Here is a 13,111-nt window from a genome sequence, read left to right as displayed (position 1 = left end):
GCCGGGCAACCCCCGTCCGGTGAGCGTGCACCCGTCGGCGGAGAGGAAGCCGCGCGGGAGATCGATGCGTCCCTTCGTGCCGGAGACCGAGGCGGCCCCTGCGTTCTCGGCCCCGATCGAGCAACTGAGCGTGGCGACGGCCCCGCTGTCGTACCCCAGCACCGCGCCGGTCGTCTCGTCGACGCCTTCCGGTGTGAGGTCGGCCCACGCCTCGACGTGGTCGGGGGCGCCCAGGATCAGGTGTGCGAGCGCAACCGGGTAGACGCCCGCGTCCAGCAGAGCGCCCCCGCCCGCCTGCGGGTGGCGCAGCCGGTGCGTGGGGTCGGCCGGGGCGACGAACCCCAGGTCGGCCTGGACGCATCGCACCTCACCGATCGCGCCCGCGCGGACGAGTGCGGCGACCCGGCGGGCGGCCGGCAGGCAGTACGTCCACATGGCCTCCATCAGGAACAGGCCGCGGGCGCGGGCGAGCGCCACCAACTCGGCGGCCTCGGCCGCGTTGAGGGTGAAGGGCTTCTCGCACAGGACGTGCTTCCCCGCGTCCAGGCACAGCCGGACGGCCGCGTGATGCGCCGCGTGCGGGGTCGCGACGTACACGACGTCGACGTCCGGGTCTCCGGCGAGCCGGGCCCAGCTGTGGTAGGCCCGGGGGACGTCGTGCCGCTCGGCGAACCGCCGCGCCGACGCCTCCGAGCGCGACCCGACCGCGAGCAGTTCCGCGTCGGGCAGCGGCGTCAACTCCTGCGCGAAGGCGGCGGCCATGGCGCCGGTCCCGAGAATGCCCCATCGCACGGTGCCGTACCTCCGTCGTCGGTGCCACGGTCGGCGGCCGACCGGAACGCTGCGAGTCGTACAACTTCCCCGGCCGGTACATCCGGCACTACAACCACCTGCTCTACACCCAGCCGGTGACCACCACCGTCGGCCGGCAGGACGCCACCTTCTACAAGGAGTAGGCCCCGTCCCGTTCACGTTCCGCCTGCGCGTCACTCCAGGGCTTCAGCCCTGGGTGGCGCGCAGGTTCCGTATGCGCTCGTACAACTCCGCGTCGTGCGCGTTGACGATCACCAGGTCGGGCTCGGCGCGGTGGTGGAGTTCGGCGAGGCGGGCGTGGTTGGCGCGGACCTGCTTGAGGTCGTACGCCACGAGTCGTTCCATGACGCGCAGGACGGCCGGCGCGGTGGACGTGCGGTCGAGCGTGCTGCGGTGGAAGAAGGCGTCGCCCGCGTGCAGGATCCAGTGGCTGCCGGCGTCGACCGCGACGCAGGTGTGACCGCGGGTGTGGCCGGGGAGGGGGACGAGGACGATGCCGGGGGCGATCGTGTCGAGTTCCCTGGCCGCCGCGAAGCCCCGCCACCGCTCGCCGCCGGGCCCGTGCTCGACGAACCTCGGCCCGTGTGCCCACTGGGCCGCGCGGTAGCGGAACCGCTCCTGCCGGGACGGAGAGGTGACCGATCCGAGCAACTCGGCCGCTGTGACGTGCACTTGGGCGTGGGGGAAGTCGGACAGACCGCCGATGTGGTCCTGGTCGAGGTGCGTGACGACGATGTGCCGTACGTCGTCCCGGTCGAACCCAAGCCGTTCGACCTGCCGGGCGGCGGTCTCCTCGCGGGCGAGGGCCGGCTTGAGGAGGTGGCGCGTGGGTCCCAGTCGCCGCCCGGGTTCCGCGATGTCGTCGAGGCCGAACCCGGAGTCCACGAGGACGAGGCCGTCGCCGGTCTCGATCAGCAGGACGTGACAGACGATCCGGCCGGCACCGGGCGGGAGCATCGTGCCGCAGTTGAGGTGGTGGACCTTCATGGCCGGAGACTACGGGGCGGACTCCGGTGCCGGGAGACTGCGGGGCGGACTCCGGTGGTGTGACCTGAACCAGCCCCTACTGGTAGGCCATGACGACCAGTTGGGCCCGGTCGCGGGCGCCGAGCTTCGTCATCGCGCGATGGACGTGGGTGCGCACGGTCAGCGGGCTGACGTACCGCTTCTCGGCGATCTCGTCGTTGGAGCGGCCCTCGGCGGCCAGGGCCATGACCTCTCGCTCCGGCGGCGGCGGTGAGCTCGTTCGCGGCGACCTTGTACGTGACGGTCGCGTACGCCGTCGAGCCGTCCTGGCTGACCGCCTGGGCCTGGAACGGGTCGACGGCGTTCGTGACCTGCGAGCCGTCGGCCAGCTCGGCCACGGCCTGCTCGATCGCCTCCTTGTTCTCGGTGGCGGTGACCTTCTCACCGCTCGGCGCGACGAACACGACCCGGGCGGTGGCACCGTCGGCCGTGACGCCCGGGAAGCGCTCCTCCAGCAGGTCGAACGCCTTCTGGGACTCGATGCCCGGCATGGAGAACTCCTCGTCGGAGGCTCCCGGGGCCTTGAGGGCGCCGAAACCGACGGCGCCGACCCGCTACTGAGAACGCAGTACGACGCGGCCGCCGGGTCAGCCCGGGGTATGACCGGAGCCCCGCCTACATGGCGTGCAGGGTGTCGCGCGAGGCCTTCGTGAAGTCCTTCAGCGCCTGCCAGAACGGCGAGTAGCAGGCGTCGAAGCGAGCTGCGGCACCGGTGTCGCCCTCGATCATCGCCGCGATCGATTTGTGAAACGGACTCGTCGAACGCCGGACCTTGTTGGCGAGCTCGGCGACCTCCTCGGGCCCCTCCAGCGAGACGATCCACGTGAGATGCCGCAGGCCCGCGTACTCGTCCCGCTGCTGGTCACGCAACCGCCGCAGCTCCTCGATGTGCTCCGGCCCCAGCCCGCCCTCGGCGTCCCGGCACACGTCGGACACCTTCCAGTGCACATCGTTCAGCCGCTGCGCCTGCTCGATGAAGTCCGCGTACGCCGTCCGCCGGGCCTCCCGCAGCCGCTGCACCCGCTGCGCGTTCGTCGTCGTGTCCGCCTGGATGCGCGCCGCCCGCGCCGTCCCCCGGCTGGTCACCCAGCTGGCCAGCACGGCGGTGCCGGCGGTGAGCGAGGCGATCCAGAACGCGCTGTCAGCCACGGCGGGACCCCAGCGAACGCGCGGTGACCCCGGCCAGGTGGGTCGCGAAGACCTCGCGGGCGTCGGGGGTGAGGGTGCGCAGCGCCACCAACGCCGTGATGACCACGTCGCACAACTCCGACTGGACGTCGTCCCAGGTGTGGGTCGTGCCCTTGCGCGGGTTCTGCCCGGTCGCGCCGATCACCGCCTGGGCGACCTCGCCGACCTCCTCCTGGAGCTTCAACATCCGCAGCAGCAGGCCTTCTTGACCGCCGTGCGGTTGGTCGGCCTCCAGCCAGGCGTGGAGAAGGGTGATGGACTGCCAGAGGCCGTCGGTGTGGGGGGAGTCGGTGTCGGGGAAGTCGGTCAGCTCACTCATGGGCGCAGCCTTCCACGCCCCTGTGACAATGGGCGCTCACTCCTCGAACAACGGGTCCTGCTCCCCCTCCTTCTCCTTCCGCACCCGCTTGATCCGCGCCCCCACGACCAGCGACGTCACCGCGGCCGTACCGGCGAGCGCCACGGGGACCATCCAGCCGCGGTCGACGATGTGATGGAGCGCGTGGTCGAGGGAGAGCCGGCCGGGCCCGGCGATCGCGAGGCCGGCGGCGGCGAGGCCGAGGGTCGCGGCGTACTCGTAGCCGCCGCTCGCGTTGAAGAAGCCGTTGGGGGTGTGCACCGCCGCCGCGCCCGCCATGGCGCCCGCCGCGGCGGCACCGGCCCCGGGCGTCGCGAGCCCGAGGGCGAGCAGGGTGCCGCCGCCCGTCTCGGCCAGCCCGGCCGCGGTGGCGCTCGCCCTGCCGGGGGAGTAGCCGACGGACTCCATGAAGGCGCCGGTCCCCTCGATCCCGCCCCCGCCGAACCAGCCGAACAGCTTCTGCGTCCCGTGCGCGGCGAGTACACCGCCCGCGCCCAGACGGAGCAACAGCAGCCCCAGATCACGTCGGTCGAATGAGGTCATGACCACTCCCGGACAGCCCGTGTGAATGTCCCCTCCCGCGTATCCACCGTCGCACCGATCACACCTGTCCGCCCTGCCCGAGCGGCCGTTCGGGTGGCTGTGCGGTGGCGTACCCCTGGGAACGGTGTGAGGCTGACCGGCATGACGATCGCACCAGCCAAACTCAGTGACCCGACCGTCCGGGCCTTCGTCAACGCGGTGAACGCGAACGACGAGGAGGCGTTCATGACCCTCCTCACCGACGACGCCACGATGTCGGACGACGGCTCCGACCGGAACCTCGCCCAGTGGGCCGACCGGGAGATCTTCTCCTCCCATGGCCACATCGAGGTCCAGCACGAGTCCGACGGCGGTCGCACCATCGTCGCCAACTACCGCAACGACACCTGGGGCGAGATGCGCACCGCCTGGCGCTTCACGGTGGCGGAGGACGGCAGGATCAGCCGCTTCGAGACGGGCCAGGCCTGACTTCCGCTCATATGGCTACAGGGCTTGCCTTCGAGTGCACTCCAACTCCTAACGTCCCTGGGCATGGAGACGAACACGGAGATCAACTCGCACACAAGGCAGCTCGGCCGCAGCGGAATCCAGGTCAGCGCCCTCGGCTTCGGCTGCTGGGCGATCGGCGGTGAGTGGACGGATACCGAGGGGCAGCCGCTGGGCTGGGGCAAGATCGACGACGAGGAGTCCGTACGGGCGATCCACCGCGCCCTCGATCTCGGCGTCACCTTCTTCGACACGGCCGACGTGTACGGCACCGGCCACAGCGAACGTGTCCTCGGCCGCGCCCTCGGCAAGCGCCGCGCGGACGTCGTCGTGGCCACCAAGTGGGGCAACATCTTCGACGAGGCCACCCGCACCCGCACCGGCCAGGACGACACCCCGGCCCACGCCCGCCGCGCCCTGACCGCCTCCCTGGACCGTCTCGGCACCGACCACGTCGACCTCTACCAGCTCCACATCTCCGACGCCGACCCCGAGCGTGCGGCCCAACTCCGTGACGCCTGCGAGGAGTTCGTACGGGAGGGTCTGATCCGGGCGTACGCGTGGAGCACGGACGACCCGGACCGCGCCGCGGTGTTCGCCGAGGGGCCGCACTGCACGGCCGTACAACACCGGCTGAACATCCTCCAGGACGCGCCCGAACTCCTCGCCCTCTGCGCGGAGTCGGACCTGGCGAGCATCAACCGCAGCCCCCTCGCCATGGGCCTGCTCACCGGCAAGCACTCCGCCGGGCGCGCCCTGGAGGCCGGCGACATCCGCAACGCCCCGCCCGCCTGGCTGCCGGGGTTCACCGCGGACGCCGGTGCCGACCCGGAGTGGCTCGGCCGGGTCGAGGCGCTGCGCGAGATCCTCACCAGCGACGGCCGTACGCTCGCACAGGGCGCCCTCGCCTGGATCTGGGCCCGCAGTCCGCACACCGTCCCCATCCCCGGCTTCCGCTCGGTCGCCCAGGCCGAGGAGAACGCGGGCGCCCTCGCGAAAGGGCCGCTCGCCGTGGACCAGGTGGCCGAGGTCGACCGGATCCTGGAGCGGTGAACGGCTCAGTACGGCGGGCAGCCGTCCCGCGCCCGGTGCTTACCTCGCGGTCCCACGCGAGGTCCGCCCCCTTCCGGATCGCGGAACGGCTGCCACCTCCCCCCTCGGTGTGGCCAGCGGAAGCCATCGCCTCCAAGTGTGAAGCTCTCGTGGAGACGAGCCATGAGCATATGCCTGCCACGTGCTCGAATGGCCCGGAGTGAATCCCTCCGTTTGTGCAGATTGAGTAGCCGGGGTCCTGGCGGCGGCTCAGTCACTGATGCGCGCGATGGGCAGATTCGTCCCGCCGATACGCCGTAAACGTGACGTGAGGGGACGTGATGGTGAGACAAAGCCGCCAGCTGGTGCGCCCGTGACGGCCGGCGGTGCGTCCCGCCCGTGACGGCGCCCGGTGCGTCGCGCCTGTGACGGTCGGTGGTGCGTCGCGCTCGTGACGGTCGGTGGTGCGTCGCGCTCGTGACGGTCGGTGGTGCGTCGCGCTCGTGACGGCGCTCGGTGCGTCCCGCCCGTGACGGCCGGCGGTGCGTCGCGCCCGTGACGGCCCGACCTGAGCGACTCCCGCAGTCGCTCAGGCTCGGGTTCACCGAGTGAAGACCGCCCGCGCGATCTCATCGGGGGCGGCGCTCGCCTCGGCGATCAGCTCCCCGGCGGCGGACCAGATCCCCGAACGGCCGGACGTGCGGTCGAAGCCGCCACCGGTCGGACCCGCGAAAGCCGCCGTGGCGACCCACACACCGTGGTCGGCGGCGACCCGGCGGGCGCGCTCGCTGTGAACCTCAGCCTCGTGATCGGCGTGGACAACCCCGGCTACATAGCCGTCGATGCCCAGCGCGGCCGTCTTCACGGCGTGCTCGGGGACGCCGGTGTCGCGGCAGACGGCAAGCCCCAGCCGCCACCCGTCCACCTCGATCACGGCGGGCTCACCGGGCACGAAGCGGACGGCCTCGCCGCCGTGCAGGTAGACCTTCCCATAGGCCACGCGCGCCCCGTCTCCGTCCACAGCCAGGATGCCGATGCGCGGACCCGGCACAGGCGCGCCGACCAGGGCCAGCGTCCCGGTCCCGGCGCACGCGGCGACGATCGGAGCCAGCCGTGCGTCGTCCGGGGAGACCGGCGCCGCGTCCAACTCGTATCCCGTCAGCGACATCTCGGGGAACACCACCACCCGTGCGTCCGCTGCCCGAACCGCCTCCGCGTGGGCCAGTGCGTTGGCCGTCACGTCGTGAGCCGCGCACCTCGGCTGCGCCACCGCGATGCTCAGCGACTGCTCCACCCTGAACCCCCCTCGGCGAATGGCGCGATCATCCCATACAGCGGCCGGCGCGAGCAGTTGCGCCCGCACCGCCGGGTGGCAGGGCGGTTTGGCCGCCCTGCCGGTCCCGACTCTGCCTCAGCCCCGTCCCACGTACGGCATGGTCGTCGCCATGACCGTCGCGAACTGCACGTTCGCCTCCAGCGGCAGCTCCGCCATGTGCCGCACCGTACGGGCCACATCGGCGACGTCCATCACGGGCTCGGGCATCAGGGTCCCGTTCGCCTGGAGCACGCCCTTCCGCATGCGCTCGGTCATGTCGGTCGCCGCGTTGCCGATGTCGATCTGGCCGACCGCGATGTTGTACGGCCGGCCGTCCAGGGAGAGTGACTTGGTCAGGCCCGTCAGAGCGTGCTTGGTCGCGGTGTAGGCGACGGAGTGCGGGCGGGGCGTGTGCGCGGAGATGGAGCCGTTGTTGATGATCCGGCCGCCCTGCGGGTCCTGCTCCTTCATCTGCCGGTACGCCGCCTGAGCGCACAGGAACGCCCCGTTGAGGTTGGTGTCCACGACGTGACGCCAGGCGTCGTACGGCAGCTCCTCGACCGGCACTCCGCCGGGGCCGAACGTGCCCGCGTTGTTGAACAGCAGGTCGAGCCGCCCGAACCGGTCCCGCACGGCGGCGAAGAGCGCCGCCACGTCGTCGGGCTGTGAGACGTCCGTACGGACGCACGGCGCATCCGCCGCCCCGGTCCCCGCCTCGGCCACGGTCTCGGCGAGCTTGTCCTCCCGCCGCCCCGCCAACGCCACCGCCCAGCCGCTGCGCAGCAGCTCCACGGCCACGGCACGCCCGATACCAGAGCTCGCACCTGTCACGATCGCGATCTTCGTTCGCTTGGTCGTCATGGGCTCGCAGCGTAGGGGAGGGGCCGCATCGGGCCGCGTAGACGAGGCCCGCGCAGACGAGGCCCGGCATCCGGAACTCATCCGTCCGACACCCCGCTGTTGTGTATGTGACAGAAGATCGTCGAACCTGGCCACTCCAATGCCAAGGACAACAACCGTCAGGGGAGGGCCAGATGACACCCGCAGCCCAGCACTCACCCGAACTCCGCGCCGCCGCACGGCACTTCGACCGCCGCCGCTTCCTCACCGTCACCGGTGCCGCAGCCGCGCTCGCGTTCGCCACGAACCTTCCGGCGGCGGGCGCCGCGGCCGCCGCCCCACTGGACGCCGCGCGAATCACCGAGAACCCCTTCACCCTCGGCGTGGCCTCCGGCGACCCGCTGCCCGCCTCCGTACTCCTGTGGACCCGGCTCGCGCCCAAACCGTACGAGCCCGACAGCGGTCTGCCCGCCGAACGCGTCGCCGTCCACTGGGAGCTCGCCCACGACGAGAGCTTCCGATGGACCGTCAGACGAGGCACGGCCACCGCCCACCCAGAGTGCCACCACACCGTCCACGTCGAGGTCGGCTATCTGGACCCCGGCCGCGTGTACTACTACCGCTTCCGCGTCGGCACCTGGATCAGCGAGACGGGCCGCACGCGCACCGCCCCCGGACGCGGCGACAAGGGCGGGACGGCCTCCGGGCTCAGCTTCGCCGCCGTCTCCTGCCAGGCGTACTCCGGCGGCTACTACACCCCCTACCAGCACCTCGCGCAGGACGACGTCGACATCGTTTTCCACCTCGGGGACTACCTCTACGAGTACGCGGTGAACTCGGTCGGCGGCAACCGCAAGTACACCGACCGCACCCTCCCCGACCTCTTCAACCGCGAGACGGTCACCCTGGAGGACTACCGCCTGCGGTACGCCCTCTTCAAGAGCGACCCCGACCTGCGGGCCGCCCACGCCGCGCACCCCTTCGTCGTCACCTGGGACGACCACGAGACCGAGAACAACTACGCGGACGACATCCCCGATAACGACGTGCCGCCGGAGGAGTTCCTGCTGCGCCGCGCCGCCGCGTACCGCGCGTACTGGGAGAACCAGCCGCTGCGCACCCCGCAGCAGCCGTCCGGCCCCGACATGAGGCTCTACCGCCGCCTCCACTGGGGCCGCCTCGCCCAGTTCGACATACTCGACACCCGCCAGTACCGCTCCAACCAGGCGCAGGGCGACGGCTGGCAGATACCCGGCCCCGAGTCCGCCGACCCGTCACGCACGATGACCGGCGCCACCCAGGAGCGCTGGCTGCTGGACGGCTGGGCCAAGTCCGACGCCGTCTGGAACGTCGTCCCGCAGCAGGTCACCTTCTCCCAGCGCCGCGACGCCACCGGCGACAACTACAAGGTCTCGATGGACTCCTGGGACGGCTACGCCGCCTCCCGCGAACGCCTCCTCGCCGGCGCCGACGCCGCCGGCATCGAGAACCTCATGGTCCTCACGGGCGACGTCCACCGCGGCTACGCCTACGACATCAAGCGCGACTTCGACGACCGCTCGTCCCGGACGGTCGGCACGGAGCTCGTCGCCACCTCCATCAGCAGCGGCGGCAACGGCTCCGACAAGCCGGCCAACTGGGACACGTACATGACCGCCAACCCGCACATGCGCTTCTACAACGGACTTCGGGGGTATGTCACGGTCGCCCTCGGCCGCACGTCCGCCCGGGCCGACTTCAAAACAGTCCCGTACGTGACGACCACGGGGGCCGGTATCTCCACGGCGGCGTCGTTCGCGGTGGAGGCGGGCAAGCCGGGGCTCACACCGGCGTAGTCACCGTCACCAGCTCGTCGCCCCGACGGTCGTCCTCGCCTGGATGCTCGCCGGGATAGCGGACGCCGACGCGGTCCCGGATCGCGTCGAGCGTCCGCATCACGGCGAGGGTGCCGTCGAGGGGGACGAGGGGGGACTCGGTCTCGCCGGCGCGCAGGGCCCGCATGACCTCGCCGGCCTCGTGGCGGAAGCTGTTGCGGGGGCCGTCCGCCGGGTCCGCGGTGAAGGTCTGCGGCTCGCGGCCGTCTTGGTGCAGGACGAACCGGTCCGGGTAGAAGAAGCCGTTCGGAATGTCGATACGGCCCTGGGAGCCGGTGACGGAGGCGGAGGTCGCCGTACCGCCGACGATGGAGCAGTGCACCGAAGCGATGGCACCGCTCTCCCAAGAGAGCAGTGCTCCTGTTTGGAGATCAACGCCCTCGTCGGAGAGCACCGCTCTCCCTGTGACGTCCGACGGCTCCCCGAGCAGCAACTGCGCGAACGAGACCGGGTACACACCGAGGTCCAGCAGCGCGCCCCCGCCCTGCGCCGGATCCCGCAGCCGGTGCGACGGCGGCAGTATCCCATTCCTCGCCTCCGGCAAGAGGTGCCCGGCAAGCCCGAAGTCGGCCTGCACCGTCCGCACGTCACCGATCGCGCCGTCCCGCACCACCTCGGTGAGCCGCCGGACCAGCGGATTGCAGTACATCCACATGGCCTCCATCAGGAACCGCCCGCGCTCCCGCGCCAGCCCGACGAGTTCCTCCGCCTCCCGCACGTTCAGCGTGAACGGCTTCTCGCACAGCACGTTCCGCCCCGCCTCCAGACACATCCCGGCGGCGGCCCGATGCGCCGAGTGCGGCGTGGCGACGTACACCACATCCACGTCCCCGTCCTCGGCGAGCGCACTCCAGGAGCCGTACGCCCGGGGTATCCCGAACCGCTCCGCGAACGCCTTCGCCGACTCCTCGCTCCGCGAGGCCACCGCCACCACCTCGGCGTCCGGCAGATCGACCAGATCGGCCGTGAAGGCCGCGGCGATGCCCCCGGTCGCCAGAATCCCCCAACGCACACGCCCGTCGTTCGACATTGCCACCCCTGTCCTCCCTGCCCCGGCGGGAATGTGACCCCGCCCACGTCGTAGGAGCTGAGAGCATAGGTGGCGGACTCAACGAAAAGGGAGGGGCACATGCCCGAGGGGCACATACCGGGCTCGGCGGCGGCCGAGCCGCAGCTGGTCGCCCAGCCCGACGCCGTCGACGCGAGGCGTACCTCCGCCCGCCGTACCGGTCTCCTCGTCACCCTCATCCTCGGCGGACTCACCGCCACCCCGCCCCTGGCGATGGACATGTACCTCCCGGCGCTGCCGGAGGTCACCGACTCGCTGCACGCCCCCGCCACCACGGTCCAGCTCACCCTCACCGCGTGCCTCGCCGGTATGGCGCTCGGCCAGTTGCTGATCGGCCCGATGAGTGACCGCTGGGGCCGCCGGCGCCCCCTCCTGCTCGGCCTCGCCGTCTACATCCTGGCCACCGCCCTGTGCGCCCTCGCCCCGAACGTCGAGACCCTCATCGCCTTCCGTCTGGTGCAGGGCCTCGCCGGCTCGGCAGGCATCGTGATCGCGCGGGCCGTCGTACGCGACCTGTACGACGGCGACGAGATGGCCCGCTTCTTCTCGACCCTGATGCTCGTCTCCGGGGCGGCCCCGATCGTGGCGCCGCTGATCGGCGGCCAGATCCTCCGGGTCACGGACTGGCGGGGCGTCTTCGTCGTCCTGACCGTCATCGGCGTCGTACTGCTGGCGATCGTGTGGGTGCGGCTGCCCGAGACGCTGACCCCCGCCGACCGGCACGGCGGCGGCATCGGCGAGACCCTGCACGCGATGCGCGGCCTGCTCACCGACCGGGTCTTCATGGGGTACGTCCTCGCCGGCGGCTTCGCCTTCGCCGCCCTCTTCGCCTACATCAGCGCCTCCCCGTTCGTGATCCAGGAGATCTACGGCGCCTCCCCGCAGACGTTCAGCCTGCTCTTCGGCGTCAACTCCGTCGGCCTCGTCATCGCCGGCCAGATCAACGGCAAGGTCCTGGTCGGCCGGGTCAACCTGGACAAGGTGTTCGCGGCGGGCCTCGCGATCGTCACCCTCGCCGCGACCGCCCTGCTGCTGATGTCCACCGGAGTCTTCGGCGAGGTGGGCCTGGTCCCGGTGGCGGTGGCCCTCTTCGTCCTGATGTCCGCGATGGGCATCGCCCTGCCCAACTCCCAGACGCTCGCCCTGATGCGGGTACGCCGCGCGGCGGGTTCCGCGTCGGCCCTGATGGGTACGTCGTCCTTCCTGATCGGAGCGATAGCGTCCCCCCTGGTCGGCATCGCGGGCGAGGACACCGCCGTCCCCATGGCCGTCGTCCAACTGACCGCGACACTGGTGGCCGCGACCTGCTTCGTGGCACTGTGCCGTCCTTGGAACAGGAGTACGACGGTGGAGGGAGCAGAGAGCTGAGCGCGCCGAGACTGCGCACGGACACCCCGGAACGGGCCGGACTCGACCCCGAGGAACTGCGCCATCTCGTACGAGGGGTGCGCGCGCTGACGGAAGGCGACCGCCCCCGGGCCCCCGCCGCCGTCGTCCTCGCCGGCCGCGGCCCCTTCGTAGCCGTCGAGGAGGCGGCGGGCTGGGCGGTCCGCTACGAGTCCTACGACGAGCGGACGGACACGGGCGTGGAACTGCCGCCCGGCTCCTGGATCCCCGCGAGGCCGGACACGCCCTTCGACCTGGCCTCCCTCACCAAGCTCTTCACCGCCGTGGCGGCGGTCCAGCAACTGGAACGCGGCACCCTCGGCATCGACGCCAAGGTGGCCGCGTACCTCCCCGACTTCACCGGCGCCGCCGAACACGGCCTCACCGTCCGCCATCTCCTCACCCACACCTCCGGGCTCCGCCCCGAACTGCCGCTGTACGACTGCCCGACGCCGGACGCCCGCCTGGCGATGCTCCAGGCGGAGCCCCCGATCGCCCGGCCCGGCACGGCGTACGCCTACTCCGACCTGAACCTCCTGCTCCTCCAGCACGTCCTGGAACGTCTGACGGGCCGGGGCCTGGACGTCCTCATCCGCGACGGCATCACGCACCCCCTGGGCATGACGGCCACGGGCTTCGGCCCCTGCCCGGCCGCGGCGGCCACCGAGGACCAACGCCACCCCTGGGCCAAGGCCGACCGGGGCATGCTCCGGGGCGAGGTCCACGACGAGAACGCCTGGACACTCGGCGGCGTCGCCGGCCATGCGGGCCTCTTCTCCACGGCCCGCGACCTGGCCGTCTTCTGCCGCACGCTCCTGGCGGGCGGCTCCTACGGCCCCGCCCGCATCCTCGGCCCCGACTTCGTCGAACTCCTCCTGACCCCACCGGCCCTCGGCTTCGCCCTCGACCAGCCTTGGTTCATGGGGGAGTTGGCGGGGAGGGGCGCGGCGGGCCACACGGGCTTCACGGGTACGTCCCTGGTGCTGGACCGCGCGACGGACACCTTCCTGGTCCTGCTGACGAACGCGGTGCATCCACGCCGCCGGGATCCGATCAACGCGTTCCGGGCGGCGGCGGGGACGCGGGTGGCTCGGGCGGTGCGGGGGCTCAGAGACCGATGACGTGCAGGCGGTCGCCGCACAGCTTGGTCAGCTGCGGTATGCGCCTCGTGGTCCGCTCCG

At 71.7% G+C, this 13,111-nt stretch carries 12 protein-coding genes and 4 pseudogenes; 6 read left to right on the top strand and 10 right to left on the bottom strand.

Features of this window, described 5'->3' with window-relative positions; translation table 11 throughout:
* Window positions 1-9: 9 nt before the first annotated feature.
* Window positions 10-762 (bottom strand): annotated as a pseudogene (locus tag CES90_RS50650) (Gfo/Idh/MocA family protein); the annotation flags it as partial.
* 83 nt (window positions 763-845) lie between these two features.
* Between CES90_RS50650 and CES90_RS52230 the strand changes: the two are divergent.
* Window positions 846-956: pseudogene (locus tag CES90_RS52230) on the top strand (AbfB domain-containing protein); the annotation flags it as partial.
* Window positions 957-999: 43 nt separating this feature from the next.
* Here CES90_RS52230 and CES90_RS42735 read toward each other — a convergent pair.
* The 6 genes and pseudogenes from CES90_RS42735 to CES90_RS42710 form a co-directional block, all read right to left on the bottom strand.
* Window positions 1,000-1,800, bottom strand: a complete 801-nt coding sequence (locus tag CES90_RS42735; RefSeq protein ID WP_189788358.1) for an MBL fold metallo-hydrolase — start codon at window positions 1,798-1,800, stop codon at window positions 1,000-1,002.
* A gap of 76 nt (window positions 1,801-1,876) precedes the next feature.
* A pseudogene (locus CES90_RS42730) lies at window positions 1,877-2,038 on the bottom strand (helix-turn-helix domain-containing protein); the annotation flags it as partial.
* 1 nt (window position 2,039) lies between these two features.
* Window positions 2,040-2,390 (bottom strand): annotated as a pseudogene (locus tag CES90_RS42725) (MMPL family transporter); the annotation flags it as partial.
* Window positions 2,391-2,454: 64 nt separating this feature from the next.
* Window positions 2,455-2,988, bottom strand: a complete 534-nt coding sequence (locus CES90_RS42720) for a hypothetical protein (RefSeq protein WP_189788359.1) — start codon at window positions 2,986-2,988, stop codon at window positions 2,455-2,457.
* Entirely contained in the window at window positions 2,981-3,346 is a 366-nt protein-coding gene (locus CES90_RS42715) for a MazG-like family protein (RefSeq protein ID WP_189788360.1), read from the bottom strand. The genes CES90_RS42720 and CES90_RS42715 overlap by 8 nt, the downstream gene beginning before the upstream one ends.
* Window positions 3,347-3,382: 36 nt before the next feature.
* A complete protein-coding gene (locus CES90_RS42710) occupies window positions 3,383-3,928 on the bottom strand; it encodes a DoxX family membrane protein (RefSeq protein ID WP_189788361.1) in 546 nt (181 codons plus the stop codon).
* Window positions 3,929-4,069: 141 nt separating this feature from the next.
* On the opposite strand from CES90_RS42710, the gene CES90_RS42705 reads away from it, so the two are divergent.
* Window positions 4,070-4,396: a nuclear transport factor 2-like protein gene (locus CES90_RS42705; protein ID WP_189788362.1), complete on the top strand. Its 327-nt coding sequence runs from the start codon at window positions 4,070-4,072 to the stop codon at window positions 4,394-4,396.
* Window positions 4,397-4,459: 63 nt separating this feature from the next.
* Window positions 4,460-5,467, top strand: a complete 1,008-nt coding sequence (locus CES90_RS42700; protein ID WP_189788363.1) for an aldo/keto reductase — start codon at window positions 4,460-4,462, stop codon at window positions 5,465-5,467.
* Window positions 5,468-6,047: 580 nt separating this feature from the next.
* Here the strand turns inward: CES90_RS42700 and CES90_RS42695 are convergent.
* A complete protein-coding gene (locus CES90_RS42695) occupies window positions 6,048-6,740 on the bottom strand; it encodes a carbon-nitrogen hydrolase family protein (RefSeq protein ID WP_189788364.1) in 693 nt (230 codons plus the stop codon).
* A gap of 117 nt (window positions 6,741-6,857) precedes the next feature.
* Window positions 6,858-7,622 (bottom strand): SDR family oxidoreductase, encoded by a 765-nt coding sequence (locus CES90_RS42690; RefSeq protein WP_189788365.1) that lies wholly within the window; start codon window positions 7,620-7,622, stop codon window positions 6,858-6,860.
* A 173-nt stretch (window positions 7,623-7,795) separates the two neighbouring features.
* Here CES90_RS42690 and CES90_RS42685 point away from each other — a divergent pair, with 173 nt between their 5' ends.
* On the top strand, window positions 7,796-9,436 hold the full coding sequence (locus CES90_RS42685; protein WP_189788366.1) for an alkaline phosphatase D family protein: 1,641 nt from the start codon (window positions 7,796-7,798) through the stop codon (window positions 9,434-9,436).
* Here CES90_RS42685 and CES90_RS42680 read toward each other — a convergent pair.
* Window positions 9,423-10,505, bottom strand: coding sequence for a Gfo/Idh/MocA family protein (locus tag CES90_RS42680; RefSeq protein ID WP_189788389.1), 1,083 nt, complete (start codon window positions 10,503-10,505; stop codon window positions 9,423-9,425). The genes CES90_RS42685 and CES90_RS42680 overlap by 14 nt on opposite strands.
* Window positions 10,506-10,604: 99 nt before the next feature.
* Here CES90_RS42680 and CES90_RS42675 point away from each other — a divergent pair, with 99 nt between their 5' ends.
* Both CES90_RS42675 and CES90_RS42670 read left to right on the top strand, forming a co-directional pair.
* Window positions 10,605-11,912, top strand: coding sequence for a multidrug effflux MFS transporter (locus tag CES90_RS42675; protein WP_189788367.1), 1,308 nt, complete (start codon window positions 10,605-10,607; stop codon window positions 11,910-11,912).
* Complete coding sequence (locus CES90_RS42670) at window positions 11,864-13,051, top strand: serine hydrolase domain-containing protein (protein WP_189788368.1); 1,188 nt, start codon at window positions 11,864-11,866, stop codon at window positions 13,049-13,051. The genes CES90_RS42675 and CES90_RS42670 overlap by 49 nt, the downstream gene beginning before the upstream one ends.
* Window positions 13,052-13,111: the final 60 nt, after the last annotated feature.

The sequence above is a fragment of the Streptomyces capitiformicae genome (assembly GCF_002214185.1).
Lineage (GTDB): Bacteria > Actinomycetota > Actinomycetes > Streptomycetales > Streptomycetaceae > Streptomyces > Streptomyces capitiformicae.
The sequence above is the reverse complement of the archived record's forward strand: the minus strand, read 5'-3'. Positions and strand labels throughout refer to the sequence as shown.

What these genes read in the sequence shown, in the direction of transcription:
- CES90_RS42735 (WP_189788358.1), bottom strand. Translation starts at nt 1,800, where the DNA reads ATGAAGGTCCACCACCTCAACTGCGGCACGATGCTCCCGCCCGGTGCC.
- CES90_RS42715 (WP_189788360.1), bottom strand. Translation starts at nt 3,346, where the DNA reads ATGAGTGAGCTGACCGACTTCCCCGACACCGACTCCCCCCACACCGAC.
- CES90_RS42710 (WP_189788361.1), bottom strand. Translation starts at nt 3,928, where the DNA reads ATGACCTCATTCGACCGACGTGATCTGGGGCTGCTGTTGCTCCGTCTG.
- CES90_RS42705 (WP_189788362.1), top strand. Translation starts at nt 4,070, where the DNA reads ATGACGATCGCACCAGCCAAACTCAGTGACCCGACCGTCCGGGCCTTC.
- CES90_RS42700 (WP_189788363.1), top strand. Translation starts at nt 4,460, where the DNA reads ATGGAGACGAACACGGAGATCAACTCGCACACAAGGCAGCTCGGCCGC.
- CES90_RS42690 (WP_189788365.1), bottom strand. Translation starts at nt 7,622, where the DNA reads ATGACGACCAAGCGAACGAAGATCGCGATCGTGACAGGTGCGAGCTCT.
- CES90_RS42685 (WP_189788366.1), top strand. Translation starts at nt 7,796, where the DNA reads ATGACACCCGCAGCCCAGCACTCACCCGAACTCCGCGCCGCCGCACGG.
- CES90_RS42680 (WP_189788389.1), bottom strand. Translation starts at nt 10,505, where the DNA reads ATGTCGAACGACGGGCGTGTGCGTTGGGGGATTCTGGCGACCGGGGGC.
- CES90_RS42675 (WP_189788367.1), top strand. Translation starts at nt 10,605, where the DNA reads ATGCCCGAGGGGCACATACCGGGCTCGGCGGCGGCCGAGCCGCAGCTG.